Genomic DNA, 24,294 nt, shown 5'->3' with positions numbered 1-24,294 from the left:
AACTTTTGACTATTTCCAGTACACTTGTTCAGTTTGAAGTCAAAGCTCCCCCACAACTGGAACCGCTGCCGGCAGTGCAACCGTAGCAATAGGAAGCGGTTTGTACCTCTGCAATTACATCTAAACTACCCGCTTGTAATAAATCTAGCAGGGTTAATTTTCGGCCTTGACTGGTGCAAGCAGCAAGAGCCTCCATCTGATTAAAATCGCAGTCATAGATATTACCCAAATAATCGATCGAAAGCTGATTACGACACATCAAATATTCGACAGTATCGCCATTAAAATGGTCTTCGAGGAATTGAAGATAGGGTTGATAGAGTTGCTGGTGTTCCAGATGGAAGCGCGTCCTTCCAATGGGTAGGTTAGTGATAGTCAACAGATTGTTAAAAGAAATATTAAAATGTTCTTGCAAGAACTTTTTGTAATCCCGTGTTAGGGATACCTGATCCGGTGTAAGAGAAAAATTCTCTGACTTAGGAATCTGGGGATTATAGACTAAATCGACCATCAAATTCGGCTCTTGAGCGTAACCGAGACGGTTTAACCATTGTAAAGCAGCAATCGATCGATCATAGACTCCCAGACCGCGCATTTTATCCACATTATCGGCAAGATAACAGGGTAAAGAAGCCACCACCCGCAGCTGATGGGCAGCGCAATATTCAGGAATATCAGTAAATCCTTTCTCGAAATAAATAGTTAAATTCGAGCGCACAATTACCTCTTTTCCTGCTTTTCTAGAGGTTTCCACAATTGGTTTAAAACCGTAGAGCATTTCGGGAGCGCCACCGGTCATATCGACGGTTTTGATTTGGGGAAATCTTTCGATCAGTTCGATAATTTGTTCGCACACTTCTGGAGTCATTTCTTCGGAGCGAACTGGACTAGCTTCCACATGACAATGGCTACAAGCAAGGTTACATCTTTTCCCTAAATTAATTTGCAGAACCGAGATTTTTTGCTTAGTTAAAGGAGTTTTCAGTGTCTCGACAAAAGGAGTCATGGGAGAGTAAAAAGTAATCAGTAATCAGTGACCAATCATTAATCAATGATAACTGATAATGGATGAGTTTTTTGTCAATGGGTAACTCCTAACTCAGATAAAGTTGATTTTTCTCTTAGTTGCCAGGGGATAGATCAGAAAGATTAGCTGATTTTTCTTGCCAATCTTGACCAATTTTAATCGTCACATCAGAAGCGAGATTCCCTGTACTTTCCACCAAAACTTCCCCGACACCAAGGCTATTATGCAGGGCAGCAGCCAGGGAATCATCCCCTTTTTGAGCAATAATTCTGGTAGTTTCTAGAATTGGCGATGAAGACTTAGAGACAAAAACATTTTCATAACCCAATGAGTGCAGATATCTGACTAGAGTTTGCACCGCTTCTGGATTATCGATGCTATCTTCCACAGCTATGCGAGTCGGTTGCGTGGTTTCCTCAATGTCAGCCATAAAAGAGCCGTGGTTAAAATGTTGAGCCACTAGCTCTTGAATTTTACTTTGATTGGGCAACCAATAACTGATCCCTTGCCGACCATCACCATTAAAGTCTCCTGGTAGCAGTAGCATTTGCACATCAGCGCGTTGAGTTTTGGAGGCAAAACCGGCTAGGGCGAGTAACTCCTCTAAACTGAGATTAGTATCGATATGGGTGCGGATAACCTCGATAATATCGGGAATTTTCAATAAAGTTGCTGGTTTTAGGGTTTGTTCCACTAAAGACCGCATTAATTGCTGTTGTCGTTGGATACGACCGATATCGCCTTTAGCATCGTAACGAAAACGGGCAAACTGGAGGAATTTCTCGCCGTTGAGGTGTTGTTCCCCTTTTTTCAGGTCAATGTAGAGGTGTTGACTAAAATCTTGGTACTTCATGTCTTTGGGAACATATATCGTCACTCCCCCCAAAGCATCAATTAATTTTTCCACACCCTGCACATTAATGCGAACATAGCGATCGATAGCGACTCCCTCTAAAAGATGACTAACCGTTTCCGCCGTTAAAGCAGGTCCCCCAAGGGCGTTAGCTTGATTGATTTTTTTCTCCCCGTAACCCTCGATATCGGTGCGGGTATCCCGGGGGATGGAAAGCATGGTTAACTTCTGTCTTTGGGGGTCAAAACGCAGTAACAGCATGGTATCGGTTAAACCCTCCAAGGAATTAACCGGGGCATGATAACCCAAATCTGGGGTTTGTGCCTCCTTGACATCGGATGTCAACACTTTCGCACCCACCACCAGAATATTAACGGGACGGTTGAGGGCGGGAAGTTGCAGATTTTCATAGGATATGGCCTGCTGATTGTTAAAAGCGGCGGCTTCTTCGGGACTAAGGGCAGCTTGTCGCAAAGGTGTGGAGGAGAGAGACACAGCCAACATAGCCCCCGCCGTAGCGGAAACTAGGGCGCAGCCAGTTAAGCCTAGGGCTGTCAGGAACCATTTACTGGACAATCGCCGCTTTTTCACAGGTTTAGCTGCTAATTTCCCTGATTTTCCGCTTTTAAGTCTTGATTTTGTCTTATTAACCACAAATTGCCTCACACAGTCACTAATTATCTCCCTAAAACCATATTTAAAGAGATCAACTATTTGTTTTCTCAGATACCCGGAAAAGATTATTAAACTAATTGGGTTTTTTAGAGAGTTAGCAGATAATATAGCAGAATTTTTCCTTATCGTTGTTCTGCATCGCAATTTTGCAGAAATATCTATACTAGGGTTTGCTGGTGGGGTGTGGGGAGTGGGGTGTAGGGTGTGGGGTGTGGGGTGTGGGGAAGTGGGGAGAATAAATAAAAATAATCTCCTGACTCCTGTCTCCTATCTCCTCATTGGCTGATTTTTTTGTGCAGAAATAACTTTTGTGGTCGATTAAATAACCAATTGACCAACCAACCGTCGGTTTTTTGCAGACGATAACCGCTACTTAAGTACAGTGACCGGGCCGCTAGGTTATTATCGAGAACATGGAGGGAAAGTTCCTCAAAACCCCATTCTCTAGCGATCTGTTCACACTTGAGCAGCAATCTCCGGGCCAGACCGGCACGCCGGCGATCGGGACTAACGGCTAAATTAGAAATATAAGGAATGGGAACAGCCAAAAAAGAACTGGATTTTAAGCTGATTTCCGCCGTAGCGACAATAATTTCCTGAGAACCCGTAGCAGTGACGCTGGTTTGACTGACTACCAGACAGTGATAGTAAGGGGTATCACCGCGCAATCGTCCCCGTAAGTCCTCGTAAATGCCTAATTTAAAGATAGGACGCAGAAAAGACCAATAATTGGCCGTGGGGAGAAAACTATCGGCGAGAATCTCCGCCAAGCTTTTGAGATCTTGGCTTTGGGCCAAACGCACCTCGACGGTAATGGCGGCAGTGTCACCGGTCGCTTCCGAGTCGGAGGGATGAGACAATAGGTATGAGATAAAACAGGAGTCCACTTTAATCACAGGAGTCGGGAGGGAAGATGGGGATGGCGGTCCTTATCCGGGAAGGGTAAATAGGGGTGGGATTTAGTTGGGGGAATCAAGCATCTATCTTAGGGAGAAGACCGCAATTTTTCAAGACTACTGAATCAAAATCTCATCTATTCTACTGCCTATAGCCCCCGCTGGGGGAAAGACCGCTATTTTTCGGGAATTTTTTTTGATCGCCGGGCCATGGTTAAGATGGAATGATGCCGGTCAGAACTAATCTCTTTCTTTTTGGGTCAATTAACTATATTCTTTAATCTAATCTATCCTCCTATCCTCTCTATGATCAAAGAAATTTCCGCTTATTTGCAAGTGTTCCGCAGTCAAAAAATGGCGGCTTTGTTATTCTTAGGTTTTGCTTCCGGATTGCCCTTGTTGCTCACCAGTCGCACCCTGCAAGCTTGGATGACCACCGAAGGAGTTGATCTGAAATCGATCGGTTTATTTAGTTTAGTTACCCTCCCCTACTCTCTCAAATTTCTTTGGTCTCCCTTGCTCGATCGCTATATTCCTCCTTTTCTTGGTCGTCGTCGCGGTTGGATTTTAATCGCTCAAATTTGTTTAACTTTAGCGATTGGTTTTATGGCTTTTCAACAACCAAAACAATCTTTGGAATTATTGGCAATTAATGCTCTACTGATCGCTTTTTTTAGTGCCACTCAAGATATTGCCTACGATGCCTATCGCACAGATATTTTAGAAAAATGGGAGATGGGTGCCGGGGTAGCGATCGGGGTTTTAGGTTATCGTTTGGCTTTAATTTTAACTGGTTCGATCGCTTTAATTTTAGCCGATCAATTTCCCTGGCCCCTTGTCTATCTTTTCCTAGCTGGATTGATGGCTTTAACGATTATTTGGTCTTTTTTCGCCCCAGCTACTCCCCCTAGGAATGATACTCCTCAAACCCTTTTAGAGGCGGTTTGGTTGCCTTTCCAAGAGTTTTTTCAACGCTATCAAATAGGTCAAGGAATCAGCATTCTCGCCTTTATTGTTCTCTATCGTTTAGGGGATGCTTTAGTTAATAATATGGTGACTCCTTTTCTCTTAAAAACTGGTTTCAGTCAAACCGCTATCGGGGCGATCCAAGGCGGCATGGGCATGATAGCAACTATGGTGGGAGTTTTATTAGGTGGTTCCCTGTTAAGTCGTTGGGGAATTAATCGATCGCTCTGGATTTTTGGCGGCTTGCAAGCTATTAGTAATTTAGTCTATTTTATTTTAGCAAATTTAGGGCAAAATTATCCTTTTATGGTCTTAGCTATTAATATTGAAAACTTCTGTGGTGGCTTAGTCACTGCCGCTTTTGTGGCTTTTTTAATGAGTCTTTGTAATGCTCGTTTTACCGCTACTCAGTACGCCCTTTTATCAAGTTTAATGGCCTTTAGTCGCGATATTTTGGTGGCTCCCGCCGGAGTTTTAGCTGCAGCGATCGGTTGGCAGTGGTTCTTTTTAATCACGGTAATTGCCGCTTTACCCGGGTTAGCTTTATTGCCTTTATTTGCTCCTTGGCAAGAGGAGAATTGAGCTAATTGATGATTTATTCCTCCGATTTCACTCGCATAACTACTAAAGTCATATCGTCACTACTGTCATTTCCTAAACCGGTAAAAGCGGCCACTTTTCCAAATAAATATTCTAGAATCTGTTCGGGATCGGTGTACTGTTGACAGGCTTCTTTAACTGCCGATAGCCAATTTTTCTGATCAAATCTTTCCCCTTTCGAGTTGACTGCATCGGTAAAGCCATCGGTATAATAAATTAGCGTATCTCCCGCTTCTAATTGCACTTGGGCATCATCATAGATAGAATCGGCCTCTAAACCCACTAATGTTCCTTCCGTGTCAAGAGACTCTAACTCTGCCGTTTTAGCCCGCCACCAGAGGGTGGGATAATGGGCAGCATTACTGTAGCCAAGACGGCGCGTCAGGGGATCATACTCGGAATAAAATAATGTCACGAAACGATGAGAATTATCGAGATCGGCATACATAACCCGATTGAGATGACGCAAAATCTGGGCCGGGGAGTGACGATTTAACACTTCCGCTCGCAACATTCCCCGGGTCATGGTCATCAATAATCCTGCCGGGACACCTTTACCCATAACATCACCGATGACTATACTCCAAGGAGCGGTACTAGCTTCCCTTTCCGCCTCCGTTGCTGGTTTAAATTGATCGTAGTTGCAGGGGATAAAATCATAATAATCGCCACCAACGCGATTGGCTGTTTTGCAGTGGGCTGCCAATTCTACCCCCTGAATTTTCGGACATTGCCGGGGTAAAAGACGATTTTGGATTTCGGAAGCGATTTCTAACTCTCGATCCTGACGTTCCTTGGCCCGTAATTCGACCGTTAATTCATTATTAGCTATAGCTACCGCCGTTTGATCGGCCACTAGCTGCAACAGTTTACGACGGGTGGGGGTCCAACCATAATCGGGATCGCGACTGAAAACGTATAAACGTCCCCGCTCACTATTTTTTACCAAAACAGGCGTACTATAAATCTGCGTACCCTGTCCGAGAGTTTGCCGGATCTGATGATCGAGACTATCGAGAAGCGATCGATTATTTTTGTTCTCAAGTGTCGCTTCTTGGTTTAATTGTCGGATAATTGCCTCTAATTGTCGGCGTAGTTCCCCATTAATTTGATTATCTTGGCAATGGAGTTGATCGAGGGCTACTTGACCGTTATTTTTGCTCAAAATCAACGCCCCACCCTCCGCGTCTGCCACTCGTGCGGCCATCAAGGGGGTAAGATCGAGGAATTGGTTTAAATTATTGAAACTCCGCAGGGCAAAACCGAGGGAACTTAAGAGATTTTGAACTTTGTTTTGTTCGCGATATAAACTGGCGACCAACTCTTTTAAGGCTAAAATTGGCTTGATATCGGTAGTTTGATCGCCCATATTGACGGTGGCAGTGGTGAGGGTGTCGCTCGGTTCCGGCTCAGAAAGCATAAAATGATCTTTGTGGCGGTGACATGATGATAGCTAGATGGTCATTGGGTTATGACCTGTTTAAGTTTAACAGTATAGTCGATCTTTTCCTGACTGCCACAATTTAACCCCGATGTTTTACTGTTTCTGTGGGTGCATCTCATTTTTGTCAATCTACTAAGTTGGGATTTTTCAGGGGAAACTCTCTTTTAAAATTGGGCATTACTTGCGATTTTATCACTCAATCCCAGCTTTTGGGGGCTTCTACCCCCCAAACCCCGAAGCGCATTAGTTTTTCGGTGGGATGCTTACACGGAGATGCTGATACATTTGTCATCATTTAAAAGTCACTGATAATTGCTGATTGTCGGTATTTCTGCAAATGTGAGATGCACCCCATTTCTGTTTTGTCACACCGAAGGCTGGGGCTGATAACCTGACCTTATAATAATTAGAAGTATTTAACTTGATCCATTGACTTTATGACCTTGCCTCTCGATGTTCCCACGGCGATTAATCAACGTCGTTCTATTAAAAATTTTACCACCGATCCGATCGCTCCGGAACTGCTGAAAACCCTAGTAGAATTAACCGTTGCCGCACCTAGTAGTTTCAACATCCAAGATTGGCGAATTATTTTAGTACAAGATGAGGCACAAAAGGCCGCTTTAGCCGAGGCCGCTTGGGGACAAAAGCAAATTATCCAAGCGCCGGTTACTTTTGTTTTTGCTGCCGATGCTGCCGCAGGAGGAGGAGATCTAACTCCCATCTATGAACAGGCTCTCAGTACAGGTGCCTGGAGCGAAGGCACGGTAAAATATTTCAAACAGGCAATCCCGGGATTTCAAAAGGATTTGGGCGAAAAAAACCGGGAATATGCGATTAAAGATGCCATGATCGCCGCTACTCATCTGGTTTTAGCTGCCGAAAGTCTCGGTTTATCTAGTTGTTTTCTCAACGGTTGGATCGAGGACAAGGTAAAAGCTGTGATCGGTGCTGCCGATCATCCCGATCTGGCGATCGCTGTTGTCGTTCCCATCGGTTACGCAGCGGAACCACGGCTTAATCCGGGGCGTTTACCCTTAGATTACAACGTTTTTGTGGATCGCTTGGGTAATCCCTATCAAGTCTGAACTCTATTAACTGGATTTAATCTCGTTTGGATCGCTGTTTTGGCTGGTAGTTGAGGAGTTGCTATCGGTTTCGGTTGGCAGGGGTTGGCGTTGCTGATTTGAGATAGGAAGCTTCTGGCAAACTAACTTTTAGATAGGATGGCACGGTTGGCATTCATAGCTTGATTCAGCAACGCCTTGTATTGTGGCAAAATTAACAATTTAATCTGCATCAAGCTGCGCTAATACTGCCGACATCGATCTTAATTTTTTGAAAAGATATAAGGTTAATTATGACATCCCAGATTATCATGTCTAGGATTGACCATCTTTTAGCCTTATCGAGGGATTTCTATGCTGAAAAAATACTCATGGTGGCGACCACTGACGATTTTATTTGTAATCAGCTGCGGAGTGATCTTAATTTTTGGGAAAACTTTCGCCCAATCCCCGGGGATTAGCCATCCTCTCGATCCCCTCACAGAAAATGAGATTAAAATGGCGGTAACTGTGGTGAAAAAAGACAAATCCCTGACAGAGTTCGCCAGATTTCCTAATATTTCTTTACAAGAACCCGATAAGCAAACTGTTTTAAACTTTAAAAAAGGAGATGCTATTCCTCGTCAGGCTTTTTTAGTAATTCTGGAACCCAGACTGAATAAAACCTATGAGGCTATTGTCGATACCAAAGCGAGTAAAATTATCTCATGGCAAGAAGTATCGACGGGACAACCACCATTGTTAGATGAAGAATACGAAATTCTTGATCAAGTAGCTAAAGCTGATATTCGTTGGCAAGAAGCTATGAAAAAACGCGGGATTACTGACTTTGAAAACGTCATCATTGACGGTTGGGCTACTGGGATGATGAGCGAGAAAGAACAAGCATCGGGAAAGCGCTTAATTCGCGGGATTACTTACTATAAAGGCAAGGATCGTAATAATTATTATGGCGCACCAATCGAAGGTTTGTCAGTGACGGTAGATTTAAATAATCGCCAAGTATTTGAAGTGCGAGATACTGGGATTGTACCTTTCTCAAAAGCCAATTTTGATTACGATGAAAAAACCCTTTCACCCCTTCAAAAAGCCCTAAAACCTTTAAGAATTCAACAACCGCAGGGGACAACTTTTCAGATTAAGGGTAACGAAGTTAGCTGGCAAAATTGGAAATTTCGTTATCTCATGCACCCAAGAGAGGGGTTAGTTCTTTATCTAGTTACCTACAATGATAAAGGTAAAGATAGAATGATTTTGTATCGTGCAGGACTGTCAGAAATGCTAGTTCCCTACTCCGATACCTCGCGAGAATGGGCGGTTCGTAGTGCTTTTGATGTGGGAGAATATCGTTTTGGTTGGCTATCGACTCCCTTGGATAAAGGTAATGATGTTCCTGAAAATACTGTCTTGTTAAATACCTTGTTTGCTGATGATAATGGGGAACCTTATATCGGAGAAAATATCATAGGTATTTACGAAAAAGATGCGGGAATTCTCTGGCGACATTATGATTTTAACACGGAAACTTTTGAAGGTCGTCGCGCCCGTCAATTAGTGGTTAGTACCGTGGCTGCTATTGGTAATTATGACTATGGAATTAACTGGATTTTTCATGAAGATGGTACTTTAGAACAGCGCAGCGATTTAACGGGAATTATGTTAGCTAAAGCGACTCATGATGTCACTAATGCTCATAATCATGGCGACCAATTTGGGACATTAGTAGCGGCAAATGTGGAAGCGATTAATCATCAGCACTTCTTAAATTTTCGTCTTGATTTCGATGTGGATGGGGTTAAAAATTCTGTTACTGAAATGAAGGTTTCTACTTTATCACCAGAAAAGAATCCCTTTGGTAATGCCTTCACTATGTCCGAAAGAAATCTTCAGCAAGAATCCGAGGCAATTCGTGATGTGAATTTAGCTGAAAGTCGCGCTTGGATGGTAATGAATAAGAATCAGAAAAACTCCCTCGGAATGCCGACAAGTTATATGTTAATGCCATCGACAAATTCAATTTATTATCCCAATTTCCAAGCGAATTCTCGTCAACGGGGTGAATTTGCTACCCATCATTTTTGGGCAACTCGTTACAAAGCGAACGAACTTTATGCAGCGGGAGATTACCCCAATCAAGGCAAAAAAGGTCGAGGTTTACCACAATATACTGCTGATAATGAATCTCTCGACAATGAGGATTTAGTCGTCTGGTACACCTACGGTGTTACCCATATTCCTCGTCCGGAAGAATGGCCAATTATGACCGTACATCCAGCAGGTTTTAAGATTATGTCTTGGGGTTTCTTTGACCAAAATCCTGTTTTGAATGTACCGAAAAATAACCTAGAGGATTCTTTTAATTAATTATCGAAAAAAACTGGGTCTAAAACCTTGCCTTTTAAGTGGAAAAGTTTTTGGAGCGGGGTATAAATCCCCGTTACAAAAACGGAATCCTGCCTTGGTTAATTGTATAACAAGTCCCTAAGAACCTTATTCATACCAAAACTCGGAACTTCCCGCACATTTTTCGTCTCTAAATAACCATTGTTGAAACACTTGTTCTCTACCATCATAAGGTGCAACAATCTGATAAACTTTTAGGAATTTTTTAGCAATTCTCTGGCTGCCCTTGTCGGTTAATTTATAACCTAACAAGTTTAAAAAATTACGAATAATCGTCAGAGGACGGGAAGTATTAGCGAGGTTAATCTTGGTGATAGTTTTAATCTCGTTACGGTTTTTAACGGCAATTTCCGCCATTTTTTGTAAATCGGCATCATGATTATTTAATTCTCTTTCAGGATTAGCTAATAATACGGGAATTCCCAACAATTCTAACGTCCCGATAATCACTCCTAATTGACTACTATTAAAATCGGGAATAAATAAACTTCCGTGACCTGATTCTATCAGTTTACGCGCAATTAAAGCATCTCGATCACACAAAAATTGTCGCCCAATTGTCAAAAAGTAATGTAGGCGTAGTTCTTGATACCATCCTTGATCATCTTTAATCACTAATTGCGGTGTGACGGGGATTCCATAGCGTTTGTATAGGTCATATTTTCTAAGAATTCTCCTTTCTTTTACTGACTTAATTAACTGTTTTTTTAGCAGACGACACTCTGATTCCGTTATCTCAGCTGCGCTGGCAATCGCATCACATTCAGAACGATAATTATGTTCCATAATTTCTTCAATTGCTTCCGTTAACTGATTAGTTATGTCTAGTTCTTCTTCCTGATTTCGTTCTTTAATTCTATGACCTTCTGCTTGTAAAATTCCTAGAATTGACTGACGATAATTAAGCATATAAGCATTGACTCGCACGGACATTTTAGCCCAGCAAAGAAGAGATTCCGCTTGAAAAGTTGTATCTAAATCCTCCAGAGATTCTAAATCTGATTGGTGTAGTAAGCGAATATTAACCTCGGTTAATCGGTGTCCAGAGGTGAGAAGTTTGGGGATAGAAGTGGACCCATTGCCCACCTGATTAAATCCGTACACTGCTGACCAAATATAACGAGGAATATTCTCTCTAATTCTCCCTAAAAATTGAGCGATAGAAGTGGGATTCTGAATTCCCTGTGCTAAACACCAAACTGAAGAAAAGTGCTGCTGAATATCAATACTAATTCCCGTTTCGATCGCGGGACTAGCTAGAACTATATCATAGTTAAGCAACAACTGATTTAAATTGCCAATCGCTTGATAGGCAGCGTGACTAGAATCTTGCAAGGACTCTGAGTCTATCCGCAGAACTTTCTTATGAGGAAATTGCTTTTTTAGATAGGATTCTAGGGTAATTGTTCCCCATTTACTGGTTAATTTTTGTGCTGATAGACAAACAAAAGGTTTTCCTCCGTCTTTAATATGTTTAACTAAATCATTAACTAGCCGTTGGGGAGTATTATCGGAGTAGTTATAAACTCGCCAAGCTTCTTGATAACTAGGTTTCCACTCGTTACTAATCAAGAAAGTTTCTAGTTTAATTGCAGCTAAAGAAGTTAAATAATCTAGGGAAATATCACTTAAATCAGCATCAGCAACTAGGACTTTACCCCCACTGCTGACCACAGTTTGCAGCAAGGACTTTAGGGATTTTAAAATTGCCACGCGATTAGTTTTACAAGTATCCCCATTTAACCCATGCCATAGAACCTGTTCAATCTCATCGATAATAATAATAGCTCCTTGCCAATCTTCCGCTTGAAATTTAGCTTGTGATTGGGGATGAAGAGAGTCAATACATAAACCATAACCGTAAATTTGTGCCGCAGGATTATCCCTAATTTTGCTGATATAGTTTAAACCAAAGCGTTGACATAACTCCTCTACCAGTTTCACTCGATGACCAATAACTAAAACTTTTTGTTGATTGGCAATAGCTTGTTTAACTATCTTGGCTAAAAACTCAGTTTTTCCCGTACCTTTAGCAGATTTAATCGCCATTAAATGCGCTGATGTAGGAATAGAAATATCTGGCAAGTAACGGCTATTTAATTCTAGATGAGGTGAGAGAGTTAAACTATTTAAATTCGCTGCTTTCCAAATTTCCCAAGAGGTAGCTTTTTGATAGACTTGTTTAAAGTAATCTTCTCCTCGATTGATTAGTAAATCATCCACCCCTTTACCGTCAGCAGCATCCCAAGTAACTACCTTTACCTCACAGTTAGCCTGACTGAATAGATAACCCATTCTCTGTAAAGCTAAATTAACCGCTTGCTGGGTTTTCGGTTTAGTTTCTTGATCGAAAACTAGATAAATCTTTCGTCCTGAATTAGCTAATTTTTCTAGCTGCGGAATTAAATGAGATTTACCGATTCTCCTCCCTAATTCGTCCTTGGGAGTACGATAACCATTGTGAATCCCGGGTAAGGCAATTGTCACATAACCTGCTGTTAGTAATGCCCCCGCTTTTTTCGCTCCTTCCGTAAGACAAATAGGTATCTCTGGATGTTTAATTACCCAGGACCAAAAACCGAGATCCTCTTGCTTATTATCCACTTCTTCAGTTAAAATATTAATACTGATATGTTGGGCTATCTTTTGCCAAATTTTCAGGGGAACCCGCAAAGCAAAGACTCCCGTAGGGGTTTGGGGAGGATGTTCGTACTTAATCGGTTTAGCCTTATCGAAGCTTAAACGGGGAAAATCGGGCTTAAAACAGCCCCAAGGGTCATAATTGCCCGTTAATAAGTCAATTCCTGAACACCACCAACCTCCTTGACTGGTATGTTCATAACGCTTGAGAATACTATCCCTAACCCTGCCATCATTGCGTCGCGGTAATTCTTGGGAGTAGAGTAGGTATTCACTGGGAGATAGCCCCGCTAAACCGGTGACATTGAGAGCGATTAACTCCGCATCCACCCCGCTACCACGCCATTCTTCTAAATATTTCATCCTTGTCCTCTACTGGCTAGACGCTATATATAGCGTTTTTGTCCTATTATTCTAGCGGTAAGCCACTAAATAGCGAAAAGAGAAAATTTACTCTCTCAGAGGTTCTCGGAGGAAATTTGACTTTTAATCCACTCTTGTCTTAGATTATCGAAAAGTTAAGAACAAATAAAGTCTCACCACAACCTCCTCAGCAGTCAAGCACAATGGGATCGGAAATATTTTGTCAATCTGTTTTTCCTATCAAAGAATAAACTTTTTGTCAAGCGTACAAAAAAACTATCTTTCCGAGAAAATTGAGAATTTTTTGCGAAAAATGTCATCGAAAACACTGTTTTGGGGGACAAAACAATCCTCGCTCTACTACATATAGGGTTATAAAATTATTTAACACGCTAGATGTTGTGTTTTCCCCGAAAATCTGATAGAATACTCTAGTACAAATAGATTAATTTGTCAAGTTTTTTTAACGCCGCAATTTCCCAATTATGCAATCGAAGCCCTTGACTACTGCCGTTTCCATTCACAAAAATAACGAAGTAATACCCTTTCGTTCTACCCCTTTAGCTAATATGGGCAGCCATGCAATTAGAGTGATTCGGCGCGATGGTTCCACCACAAGCTTAAATATCGGCAAAATTCGCGACGTGGTAGAGTGGGCTTGTGAGGGCAAAAAAGTCAATTCTATTGCCTTAGAAGCGGGTTTAACCACACGGCTGCGGGATGGGATTACCACTAGGGAAATACAGGATAATTTAATCAATTGCGCCCTAGAAATGTGTAGTCCCGAGGAACCAGATTGGCGCTATGTAGCCGGAAGATTGCATATTTGGAGTCTGTGGAAAGATACATTAGTAGTGCGGGGTTATCAATACGGAAATTACGAGAAAACTGTCAAAACTCAAGTTAAAAATCAGCTGTACGACGAAAGGATTCTCATCTATTCCGAAGCAGAATTAAAAGAAGCTGGTTCTTGGATTAATCCCGATTGGGATATCGATTATGATTACGCTGGGGCATTGTTAATCACTAGCCGTTATTTACTCAAAAATGAGTTACCCCAAGAGGCATTATTAACCTGTTCCTTACTGCTTGCCACTGTGGAAGAGCCGGCTAATAGACTCCCCTGGGCTAAGAAATTTTATCAAGCAATTGCTCAAAGAAAAATCTCTCTTGCCACCCCAATTTTAGCCAATTTACGCACACCCAAAGGTTCCCTAACCAGTTGTTTTATCCTCTCCATTGACGACAGTTTAGAAAGCATTTTCAGCGAGATTACTAATGCTGCCCGCATCTCCAAAAATGGTGGCGGTGTCGGGGTGAATGTGAGTAGAATTCGCGCCACTGGTAGCTGGGTAATGGGGAAAGCTAATGCTTCCGGTGGGATTATTCCTTGGATTAAATTACTCAACGATACAGCTATTGCAGTAAATCAGGGGGGAAGACGCGCCGGGGCAGTAACTATCGGTGTTGACATCTGGCATTTAGATGTGCCAGAATTTCTGGAAATGCAGACAGAAAACGGCGATCAAAGACGCAAAGCTTATGATGTTTTTCCCCAATTAGTTATCACCGATGAATTCATGCGTCGGGTGATAACTAAAGCCGAGTGGACATTAGTAGATCCCTACGAAGTTCGCACAAAATTAGGTATAGAATTAGCGGAACTGTGGGGGGAAGAATTTGAAGAGGCTTATCGTTTAGTAGAAGCTAATTTAGATAAAGAGATTGTTCTCTATAAAAAAATCAATGCCCGGGACTTATTTAAAAGTATCATGCGTTCCCAAGTGGAAACAGGAATGCCCTACATTGCCTTCAAAGATACCATCAATCGCGCTAATCCTAATAAACACGATGGCTATATCCCCGGTGTAAATTTATGCACGGAGAGCTTCTCAAATGTCACCCCCGATAAAACTGCCCATTGTTGTAATTTAGTTAGCCTTAATTTAGCCAACATCGACGGGGAAGAAATCGAGTCTAATTGTCAAATCGCTGTCAGGATTCTCGACAATACTATCGATATCACTAATCCTCCCTTTGATAATGCTAAAAACCACAACGATAAATATCGCACTATTGGGGTAGGGGCAATGGGATTGGCTGACTGGTTAGCGAAACGAAAATTATCCTACAATAACCTGTCAGAAATTAGTAATTTATTTGAAGAAATTGGCTATTGGTGTACCTATTCCTCGATGGAATTAGCCAAAGAACGTGGTGCTTATCAAGCTTTCTTGGGTAGTGAATGGAGTCAAGGTAAATTAATCGGTGCCAAACCAGTGGCATGGTTTTTAAATAATGCGGTGCAACCGCAAAGATGGCAACAATTAGCCGAAGATATTCAACGATTTGGCATCCGTAATTCCCATATTACCGCCATTGCTCCTAATACTTCCTCCAGTTTGGTACAGGGATGTACTGCCAGTGTTTTGCCGGTTTATAGTCGCTTTTTCTACGATAAATGGGCAAAGGGAACTGTTCCCATCGCGCCACCTTTTATTGAAGAAGCTTTCTGGTTTTATCCAGAGAATAAAAATCTCGAACAGCAGCAGGTGGTAAAAGCGATCGCTACTATGCAAGAATGGATTGATACGGGGATTTCTATGGAGTTATTATTCAACCTCAATGAAGGGGTTTATTTCCCCGCAGAACCTAACCGTTGTCTCACTGCTAAAGATATCTTTGATACTCTAATCATGGCGTGGGAATTGGGGTGTAAAGCGATTTATTATGTCCGCACCGTACAAAAGGACAATTTTCGAGAGTCTGACGATAGTTGTTCTAGTTGCGCTAATTAAGGCTAAGATAAGTCTTATTCATCACCTAATCACAGCTATGGATAAGACTTTATACGAACAGGATTACTATCTCTGGTTAGAGAAAACCATATCTTTACTAGAAAATCGCCAGTTTTCTGAGTTGGATTTAGAAAATTTAATTGAAGAAATAAAAGATATGTCCAGAAGAGAACGTCAGAAGTTAGAGAGTTTACTAACTAAACTCTTGGAGCATTTACTTAAATTAACTTATTGGCAATCTAAGCGCGATTACAATAAAAACAAGTGGCGACGTGAGATTTTAAATTTTCGCATTCAAATAAAAAGAATTATTAGCAACAAAAAGGATGGAACTTATAATACAAACTTAGCATCTTACCTCACCGAGATTCTTGAGCCATGTTATGAGGATGCTTGCCATCTATTTGTCGAAGGTTCTGGCATCGATAAAAGACTTTTAAGTGCTACACCTATTGGATCAATCGACCAAATTTTAGATGAAAATTGGTTTCCTGAGTTTCTCGGAGAGGATTAAGCAATGAAGAGTGATTTATACGAAAAAGATTACTATCTCTGGATAGAGAAAACCATATCTTTACTAGAAAATCGTCAATTTTCTGATTTAGATTTAGAGAATTTAATTGAAGAAATTAGCAGCATGGGGAAAAGTGAGAAACGAAGTTTAGAAAGTTATTTAACTCGGTTATTAGAACATTTGCTGAAACTGGTTTACTGGCAGTCGGAATTAGAATATAATCAAAGAGGATGGAAAAATGAAATCAGGAATTTCCGTCGTGCCATAAAAAGAATTATTGCCGATAGTCCTAGTTTACAGCCTTATCCGATTGAAATTTTTAACAACTCTTTTCAAGAAGCTCGTATTTCTTTTATCGAATTATCGGGAATGGCTGAAAATTTGGTCAGTTTAGCTCCAATTTGCACTATAGAACAGGCGTTAAATGAAGATTGGTTTCCTGAAATATCAAAATAATGAGGATAATTATGGAAAAGAACTTATACGAAAAAGATTACTATCTCTGGTTAGATAAAACCATTAATTCACTGAAAAATCATCAATTTTCTGATTTAGATTTAGAGAATTTAATTGACGAAATAAAATCTATGTCTATCAGTCAACAGAAAGCATTAAAAAGCAATCTGATCGTGATTTTATGGCATTTACTAAAATACTTACAAGAGCCAGAAAAACAAACCAGAAGCTGGGCATTAACTCTTTTTGAGCATCGTGAGAGAATCGAAGAAGATTTAGAAAATAGCCCTAGTCTTAAGAGTTTTTTAACAGAAGATGATTTTAAAAAATGCTATAATAAAGCCAGACAAAAAGCCGCTATTGAAACAGGGATAAACTTGGAGAAATTCCCGAAGGATTGCCCATTTACTTTGGCAGAAGCCCTAGATTTTGAATTTATCCCTAATCAAAACATTTGACTTTTTACCAAAAACCTACTATAACCTAAAAGTGCCATAATATCCAAGTAATCATGTCCTTACATTTGGTTAATTCTTGCCATTCGATGCCCATTTCCCCGATCTTCAATCCGTCGGGAGATGATGCGATCGAAAACCGTTCGATCTGGTTTGGTAACACCACCAACCTGATGCAATTAAACGATGTCCGCTACACCTGGGCGGTGGGTTTATATCAACAAATGCGGGAAAATTTCTGGATCCCCCAACGCTTAGATATCACTCAAGACGTGACTGAATACGGGCATCTTACCGACGAAGAAAGATATGCTTATGATGGTATTTTGTCCTATCTAACTTTTCTTGATTCCGTGCAAACCTGTAATATTCCCCACCTCAAAGGTAGCGTCACCGCGCCAGAAATTAGTCTTTGTATGGCGGAACAAATTTCTCAAGAAGCCATGCACAATCAAAGTTATCAATACTTAATTGAAACGATTATTCCCTCGGATCGTAGAGGCGAAGTTTATGACTTTTGGCGCACCGATAAAGTTCTCAAGGATCGCTGTGAATTTATTGCTAGTCTCTACCAGCAATACATCGATAAACAAACTACTGAAAGCTATTTTATCGCCCTTGTCGCCGATTATTTGCTAGAGAGTTTGTATTTTTATAACGGCTTTATATTTTTCTATAATCTCGCTTCTCGACAGCTAATGTCCGGTAGCGCTGACGTTTTCAAAATGATCAACCGGGACGAATTAAGTCACGTCCGTTTGTATCAAAAACTTATTCCTGAAGCCATGGCAATTTTTCCCCATTCCGTTGAACAGATTTATGAGATGTTCGATAGTGCCGTTAAACACGAATGTCGCTGGACAAATCACATCGTTGGCAACGACATTTTAGGTATTACCGAATACAGTACCGAACAGTACACTAAATACCTCGCTAATATTCGGCTAAAAGCGATCGGACTTGAGCCTTTATACAGGGAAGAAAAGTATAACAAAAGTCCCTATAACCATCTGGAACGCTTCTCCGATACCAAAAAAGAAGGCCACACCAAAGCTAACTTTTTTGAAGCAACCGTTACCAGTTATGTTATGTCTTCCGGCTTAACTGGATGGGATGAAATTTAAAATTTACGCGGTAATAATAACCCAACTTCCTACCATAAAGTGGCAACTTTGTCAAATATTTTGACAGCTTTTGACCCTCTCTTGCAGAAATACCGACAATCAGCAAATGCGCTGCTGGGTTTGGGGGGTTCTACCCCCAAAAGCCTAGATTTACTTATAAAATCGGAAGTAATGACCAATTTTAGAAGATATACTTAGGGCTTGTTCAATAAATCTAAAAACCTTGTTGGATAAGGTTTTTAGACTTTTTTGACCTCAAAAAGTGCCGACCTTTGGAGTGATTGGGGGGAAAATTCAGGGACTTTTTCCCTGAAAATTAGGTAATTGACCCCCTCAAAATCGGTAAAACCCTACACCCTACACCCCACACCCTGTCCCCACGAAAAACTTTTTGCCGCAAACCCTAATTATGACGATTGCCATCATAATGAATTCTCGCCCCAGCCCATTGCAATTTTTCCTGTAGAGTCTGATAAAAAGAATAGCTCTCCCGCAGGATAATAAATTGGGCGAATTTTTCAGCTTTAGTAACTCCCACCCATTGCCCGGGCCAAATGGAAGTGGCTAAAGCACCATCCATCCAGAGTTTAGTATTTAATTCGTAGTCTCCCAGGGGCCAAATACTGACCAGAGATGCCGGGGGAATGACAATCGGCCGACTGGAGAGACTCAAGGGACAAATCGGGGTGACAGCGATCGCTTCCATGCCGGGGTGTATAATCGGGCCATTAGCGGAAGCGGTGTAACAGGTGGACCCCGTGGGAGTAGCCACTAATAAACCGTCTCCTTGGTACTGATCTACTATTTCCCCGTCCACTTCGATTTCGAGGATTGAGGTGGGCATCCTATCGATACTAGCGGGTTTCACGCACATCTCATTCAGGGCATAAAATGCCTCGCTCACTGCCTGGGGGTTTCTTTTATCCCCTTCATAGATTCTGGCCTTTAACATCATCCGTTGTTGTACCGCATAGTGGTCCGATTGTAAACGCTCCCAGACCGTCTCCGTATCTTGGAAAATCTCAAAAGGTTCCGTTAAAAATCCCAGATGGCCGCCGACATTCACCGCTAAAATTGGAATGTCTTCGTGAGCTAAATAGCGAGCGGCGGCTAAAATGGTTCCATCTCCCCCCAAAACGATGGCGAGATCGATTTTTTCCGATGCTGAGGCTAAAAATACTGGATAGGGATTATCTTTAAAGCCACTGGGTCCCATTAAAACTTTACACTGACGGGCTTCTAACTGTTTAGCGCATTTTTCCGCCCATGCTTTACTTTGGGGATGGTTGGCCTTATGAGCAATGATTACTTGTTTTAACTGCACGGAGTTGAGACCTGGTTCGGAGGTTCTATATTTTTAACAATACCAAGACTGGGCAGATCGGGTGAAAAGTAACAGGTAAAAAAGGGGGTTGGGGGAATCACCTCGGCCTCACTGTAGCCAATTTGACAGAATTAATCGATAGATAGGGGTACATGGAAGTAACTAGGATAAGCTCGCAGGTTTTAGCAATGTTATCCCGTTTTTTCCCTGTAACTGCTGTATCTATGCGGCTTTTTCCCAATTATCTCCCTCAACAGCCCTACCACTTAATTTCCCCGCAGAGTTATAATTGTATTAAGATGTGTAACAGTTCTCTGGCAAACTCTTGACAAAGGATAACAAATCTGCTCTCCCAAAAAACAGGAAAGGTTTTATTTCTATGACATTAATTCAAACCGCCCAATTATCGCTAGAAACTTTGGCTTTAGCCTTTTTTAAGCAGACAGAAGGACGCTGGCAATCCCAGAGACGTTATTACACCCTCACCCAAGAAACGGAACCCCAAGAAGTTATCAGCGCCATCGAGATTAAATATTTACCCCAAGGCAGCGAACCATTAATTCAACTGGCCCGTTTACATAATCTGGAAGATACAGTTCTATTAGGTGGTACGGAAGTGACTTGGCAAAGTAATTATCTCCGTCCCCAGAGTAAAAAACCCTCCAACGGTTCCACTATATTCGGTATTTTAGATAATATTCTCTATCGCGATCGGGGATTTGCGACGGATAAACCCGTTAGTGCCATTTATACCTTTCCTAACCCCTCTACTCTCTGTCTGAGAACAGAATACGCCGGTTCTGTCTTTGAAGAAGAAATTAAACTCATCGGTCAACAATATCGCACCCGACAAACTATTATCTCTCGCGCCGGTCAAGAATTGATGATCGGTCAATATCTAGAAAAACGGGTCAATTAGTCAAAAAATGGCGGCTATTCCCATAATTTTGACTTCTATCCTAGGAATGGGGCTGAAATCAAATCAGCCCTTCCCATAACTCCCCTTTAAACTGGGGTTAAATTGTCTTGATTCTGACTAGCGAGAAACTTCTCTAATTCCGTAATTGCATCGGCATCGACCTTAGTTTGCATGGGACAGAATTTCGGTCCACACATCGAACAAAACTCCGCAGTCTTATAGATATCTGCGGGTAAAGTCTCATCGTGGTATTCCTTAGCGCGATCGGGATCCAAAGATAACTGAAATTGACGATTCCAATCAAAATTATAACGAGCGATGGAGAGTTCGTCATCACGATCCCGCGCCCCCGGACGATGACGGGCGATATCTGCCGCATGAGCCGCTATTTTGTAGGCAATTAAGCCATTTCGCACATCTTCAGCGTTGGGTAAACCGAGATGTTCTTTCGGGGTGACATAACATAACATCGCCGTCCCGTACCAACCCGCCAGAGCCGCCCCGATCGCCGAAGTGATATGATCGTACCCTGGGGCAATATCGGTGACAAGGGGACCAAGAACATAGAAAGGTGCTTCGCTACACTCCTCCATCTGTTTTTTCACATTAAACTCAATTTGGTCCATGGGAACATGGCCCGGTCCTTCCACCATCACCTGTACATCGTGTTCCCAAGCGCGACGCGTCAGTTGGCCGAGGGTTTTCAATTCCGCTAATTGGGCTGCATCGGAAGCATCGTGGGTACAACCGGGACGTAGGGAGTCACCGAGACTAAAAGAAACGTCATAACGCTTGAAAATCTCGATAATTTCGTCGAAATGGGTGTAGAGAGGATTTTGCTTGTGGTGGTGCAGCATCCACTTAGCAATAATACCACCGCCCCGGGAGACAATCCCGGTCAGACGAGTTTTGACTAAAGGCAGGTGTTCGATGAGGATTCCCGCGTGAATCGTCATGTAATCTACCCCTTGCTGGGCGTGTTTTTCGATAATGTGGAGGAAATCTTCGGGGGTGAGCTTTTCAATATTGCCGTGAACGCTTTCCACCGCTTGATAGATGGGTACAGTACCGATGGGGACCGGAGAAGCATTGATAATCGCGGTGCGAATTTCGTCCAAATTACCGCCACCGGTGGAAAGATCCATCACCGTATCCGCGCCGTATTTGACCGCTAGGTGTAATTTTTCCAGTTCTTCGTTAATATTCGAGGAGTTAGGGGAAGCCCCGATATTAGCATTAACTTTACACTTAGAAGCAATACCGATCGCCATGGGTTCGAGGTTGAGGTGATTGATATTAGCGGGAATAATCAGTCTTCCTCGGGCGATTTCGCTGCGAATCAATTCGGGAGAGAGATTTTCCCGTTTTGCCACATACGTCATCTCTTCGGTAATTATCCCCTGACGGGCGTAGTGCATTTGCGATACATTTGCTTGTCCGCGCCGGGGGGCAACCCATTCTTGTCTCATAATTTTATTTCCTCTGTAAACAGCTTCCCTACGCTGGAATTACCCAGTCTCAGGTTCTAAGGGTCTTTCTCAGCCTGATTATCCCAGACACCCCTAGCTATGACGGCAATTGTATCACTGTTGACGACTGAGGAGATCAAGCTTAAGATTGTTGTTTGATTGGGCGGTTATCAGTTATCAGTTATCAGTTATCAGATGTGAGTTTTGGCTCTTCTGGTTTCTGTGTAGAAACGAGGTCTATACTGATAGTTTATTTAACAAAATAGTCCTAAAAGTCTTTCCCAGTAAACATTTCACGATTTCATAAGCAAAAATTATCACACAAAGTCGAGAAGAGCCGAGTTTTCAGTTCACTGATTACTGTTTACTGTTCACGGCAAAAAACTCCCCACTTCCCTATTACCGCTCAACCCCCAACCCCTTGCTGATTCCGAAAAAAAGGGCAGGCAAAAGCCTACCCTAGGATTAATTATCAATCAAACCTTAGACATCGTAGTAGAGAGAGAACTCGTAGGGGTGGGGACGTAAGCGCATCGGGTTAACTTCGTTATCGAGTTTGTAGGTGATCCAGTTGTGGATAAAGTCTTCGGTAAAAACACCAGAATCGGTCAAGAAAGCGTGATCTTTTTCGAGACTTTCTAGAGCTGCTTCTAGAGAACCGGGGGTAGAGGGTATTTTTGACAATTCTTCGGGACTGAGTTCGTAGATATCCACATCGAGAGGTTCTCCCGGTTCAATTTGATTTTTAATCCCATCGATACCAGCACAGAGCATAGCTGCAAAAGCGAGGTAGGGGTTAGAAGTCGCGTCAGGACAACGGAATTCTAAACGTTTGGCTTTCGGGTTGCTTCCCGATAAAGGAATCCGAATCGAAGCGGAGCGATTACCTTGGGAGTAGGCCAAGTTTACTGGGGCCTCAAAACCGGGGACGAGACGCTTGTAGGAGTTGGTGGTGGGGTTAGTTAAAGCTAAGAGTGCGGGAGCGTGTTTAAGCAAACCACCGATGTAGTACAGTGCCATTTGGCTGAGTCCGGCGTATTTATCCCCGGCGAACAGGGGTTGACCATCTTTCCAGATAGACTGGTGAACGTGCATCCCGGAACCGTTATCGCCAAAGATGGGTTTGGGCATAAAGGTGACGGTTTTACCGTATTTCTTAGCCACGTTCTTAATACAGTATTTGTAGGTCATCAAGTAGTCGGCGGCCCGTACTAGGGTAGAGAATTTAATCCCTAGCTCGTTTTGACCACCGGTAGCGACTTCATGGTGATGTTTTTCAATGGGAACTCCGCAGTCGGCCATGGTTAAGAGCATTTCCGTGCGAATGTCTTGAGAGGTATCGGTGGGACTAACGGGGAAATAACCCTGTTTGTAGGCGGGTTTATAGGCAAGATTTCCGTCTTTTTCGTCTTTACCGCTATTCCAACGACCTTCGACACTATCCATGTAGTAATAGCCGGAGTTGGCGGTTTGGTCAAAACGAGCGCTATCAAAAAGGAAAAATTCTGCTTCTGGTCCAAAAAATACAGTATCACCTAAACCGGTACTGCTCAGATAATCGATCGCTTTCTGAGCAATAGAGCGAGGATCACGACTATACCATTCACCGGTTCTTGGTTCTTTGATGCTACAGATCATGCTTAGGGTAGGTTCCTTGTAGAAGGGATCGATCCAAGCAGTGGTAGGATCGGGAACCATGGCCATATCGGATTCGTTAATTGCTTTCCAACCGCGAATACTGGAACCATCGAAGGCAACACCATCGCTGAAAGAGCTTTCATCGATTTGGTCGTAGTAGAACGAGCAATGTTGCCAGATACCAGGCATATCAATAAATTTCAGGTCAATAATCTTAATATTGTTGTCCTGAATCATTTTTAAGACTTCTTGTGGCGTTTCGGGCATGGAAAACTCCTTTGACGTATGGATCGGTTCTTAAGCTTCTCAAAAAAACCATCCTAAACAGTCACTTTGTCCAGTTTTGTATTTTTCGATACAAAATCTTTGATCCTAGCTTGAAAAAATCTGTAATTTCCTTGTTCAGGTCGGTAATGGCCCAGAATGGCGATGTGCCTATCAGCTTCCACTGCCTCTTGCCACACCCCGTAACTGCTCACAGCAAAAAGCAGAGCTTGTTGAGAATAGGTAGGGTTTGCTGAAAAAGCTTTTCCTGGGGGCAGGGTGTGGGGTGTGGGGTGTGGGGTGTGGGGTTTTACCGATTTTGAGGTAGTCAATTACCTAATTTTCAGGGAAAAAGTACCTGAATTTTCCCCCCGATCCCCGCAACGGCTGGCACTTTTT

17 protein-coding genes and 1 riboswitch are annotated in these 24,294 nt (G+C 42.3%); of the genes, 9 read left to right on the top strand and 8 right to left on the bottom strand.

Going from position 1 to position 24,294, the window contains the following annotated elements; all coding sequences use genetic code 11:
* Positions 1 to 28: 28 nt before the first annotated feature.
* The 3 genes from arsS to IM496_RS20410 all read right to left on the bottom strand — a co-directional run bounded on the left by arsS (position 29) and on the right by IM496_RS20410 (position 3,451).
* Positions 29 to 1,006 (bottom strand): arsenosugar biosynthesis radical SAM (seleno)protein ArsS, encoded by a 978-nt coding sequence (gene arsS / locus IM496_RS20420; RefSeq protein WP_287663084.1) that lies wholly within the window; start codon positions 1,004 to 1,006, stop codon positions 29 to 31.
* 115 nt (positions 1,007 to 1,121) lie between these two features.
* Positions 1,122 to 2,534: an LCP family protein gene (locus IM496_RS20415; protein WP_287663083.1), complete on the bottom strand. Its 1,413-nt coding sequence runs from the start codon at positions 2,532 to 2,534 to the stop codon at positions 1,122 to 1,124.
* 296 nt (positions 2,535 to 2,830) lie between these two features.
* A complete protein-coding gene (locus tag IM496_RS20410) occupies positions 2,831 to 3,451 on the bottom strand; it encodes a GNAT family N-acetyltransferase (RefSeq protein ID WP_194014719.1) in 621 nt (206 codons plus the stop codon).
* 306 nt (positions 3,452 to 3,757) lie between these two features.
* Between IM496_RS20410 and IM496_RS20405 the strand changes: the two genes are divergently transcribed.
* Complete coding sequence (locus tag IM496_RS20405; RefSeq protein ID WP_194014721.1) at positions 3,758 to 4,999, top strand: AmpG family muropeptide MFS transporter; 1,242 nt, start codon at positions 3,758 to 3,760, stop codon at positions 4,997 to 4,999.
* Between the two features lie 13 nt (positions 5,000 to 5,012).
* Here the strand turns inward: IM496_RS20405 and IM496_RS20400 are convergent, their stop codons facing one another.
* Positions 5,013 to 6,437, bottom strand: a complete 1,425-nt coding sequence (locus tag IM496_RS20400) for a PP2C family protein-serine/threonine phosphatase (protein WP_194014723.1) — start codon at positions 6,435 to 6,437, stop codon at positions 5,013 to 5,015.
* A gap of 461 nt (positions 6,438 to 6,898) precedes the next feature.
* Between IM496_RS20400 and IM496_RS20395 the strand changes: the two genes are divergently transcribed.
* Both IM496_RS20395 and IM496_RS20390 read left to right on the top strand, forming a co-directional pair.
* Entirely contained in the window at positions 6,899 to 7,549 is a 651-nt protein-coding gene (locus IM496_RS20395) for a nitroreductase family protein (protein WP_194014725.1), read from the top strand.
* 333 nt (positions 7,550 to 7,882) lie between these two features.
* Entirely contained in the window at positions 7,883 to 9,892 is a 2,010-nt protein-coding gene (locus IM496_RS20390; RefSeq protein ID WP_287663081.1) for a primary-amine oxidase, read from the top strand.
* 126 nt (positions 9,893 to 10,018) lie between these two features.
* On the opposite strand, the gene IM496_RS20385 is transcribed toward IM496_RS20390, so the two are convergent.
* Entirely contained in the window at positions 10,019 to 12,934 is a 2,916-nt protein-coding gene (locus tag IM496_RS20385) for a plasmid replication protein, CyRepA1 family (protein ID WP_287663080.1), read from the bottom strand.
* A gap of 485 nt (positions 12,935 to 13,419) precedes the next feature.
* On the opposite strand from IM496_RS20385, the gene IM496_RS20380 reads away from it, so the two are divergent.
* The 5 genes from IM496_RS20380 to IM496_RS20360 are packed head-to-tail and all read left to right on the top strand — an operon-like array spanning position 13,420 to position 18,281.
* On the top strand, positions 13,420 to 15,732 hold the full coding sequence (locus tag IM496_RS20380; protein ID WP_287663079.1) for a ribonucleoside-diphosphate reductase subunit alpha: 2,313 nt from the start codon (positions 13,420 to 13,422) through the stop codon (positions 15,730 to 15,732).
* Positions 15,733 to 15,769: 37 nt separating this feature from the next.
* Positions 15,770 to 16,246, top strand: coding sequence for a DUF29 domain-containing protein (locus IM496_RS20375; RefSeq protein ID WP_159251557.1), 477 nt, complete (start codon positions 15,770 to 15,772; stop codon positions 16,244 to 16,246).
* A gap of 3 nt (positions 16,247 to 16,249) precedes the next feature.
* A complete protein-coding gene (locus IM496_RS20370) occupies positions 16,250 to 16,702 on the top strand; it encodes a DUF29 domain-containing protein (RefSeq protein ID WP_287663077.1) in 453 nt (150 codons plus the stop codon).
* Positions 16,703 to 16,713: 11 nt separating this feature from the next.
* Positions 16,714 to 17,160 (top strand): DUF29 domain-containing protein, encoded by a 447-nt coding sequence (locus IM496_RS20365; protein ID WP_287663076.1) that lies wholly within the window; start codon positions 16,714 to 16,716, stop codon positions 17,158 to 17,160.
* A gap of 53 nt (positions 17,161 to 17,213) precedes the next feature.
* Positions 17,214 to 18,281 carry a ribonucleotide-diphosphate reductase subunit beta gene (locus IM496_RS20360; protein WP_194014713.1) on the top strand — a complete coding sequence of 356 codons (1,068 nt, stop codon included), beginning with the start codon at positions 17,214 to 17,216 and terminating at the stop codon, positions 18,279 to 18,281.
* A 403-nt stretch (positions 18,282 to 18,684) separates the two neighbouring features.
* Here the strand turns inward: IM496_RS20360 and IM496_RS20355 are convergent, their stop codons facing one another.
* Complete coding sequence (locus IM496_RS20355; RefSeq protein ID WP_008206349.1) at positions 18,685 to 19,605, bottom strand: NAD(+) kinase; 921 nt, start codon at positions 19,603 to 19,605, stop codon at positions 18,685 to 18,687.
* 379 nt (positions 19,606 to 19,984) lie between these two features.
* On the opposite strand from IM496_RS20355, the gene IM496_RS20350 reads away from it, so the two are divergent.
* Positions 19,985 to 20,524 carry a phycobiliprotein lyase gene (locus tag IM496_RS20350; RefSeq protein ID WP_159290762.1) on the top strand — a complete coding sequence of 180 codons (540 nt, stop codon included), beginning with the start codon at positions 19,985 to 19,987 and terminating at the stop codon, positions 20,522 to 20,524.
* An 86-nt stretch (positions 20,525 to 20,610) separates the two neighbouring features.
* Here IM496_RS20350 and thiC read toward each other — a convergent pair whose 3' ends face one another.
* Both thiC and glnA read right to left on the bottom strand, forming a co-directional pair.
* Positions 20,611 to 21,993, bottom strand: coding sequence for a phosphomethylpyrimidine synthase (thiC, locus tag IM496_RS20345; protein WP_002736411.1), 1,383 nt, complete (start codon positions 21,991 to 21,993; stop codon positions 20,611 to 20,613).
* Between the two features lie 8 nt (positions 21,994 to 22,001).
* Positions 22,002 to 22,098: riboswitch (TPP riboswitch) on the bottom strand.
* A gap of 378 nt (positions 22,099 to 22,476) precedes the next feature.
* On the bottom strand, positions 22,477 to 23,898 hold the full coding sequence (gene glnA / locus IM496_RS20340) for a type I glutamate--ammonia ligase (RefSeq protein WP_194014717.1): 1,422 nt from the start codon (positions 23,896 to 23,898) through the stop codon (positions 22,477 to 22,479).
* Positions 23,899 to 24,294 lie beyond the last annotated feature (396 nt).

It is taken from the genome of Microcystis sp. M049S2 (assembly GCF_020245625.1).
Lineage (GTDB): Bacteria > Cyanobacteriota > Cyanobacteriia > Cyanobacteriales > Microcystaceae > Microcystis > Microcystis ichthyoblabe_A.
This window is presented reverse-complemented; position numbering and strand designations above follow the sequence as displayed.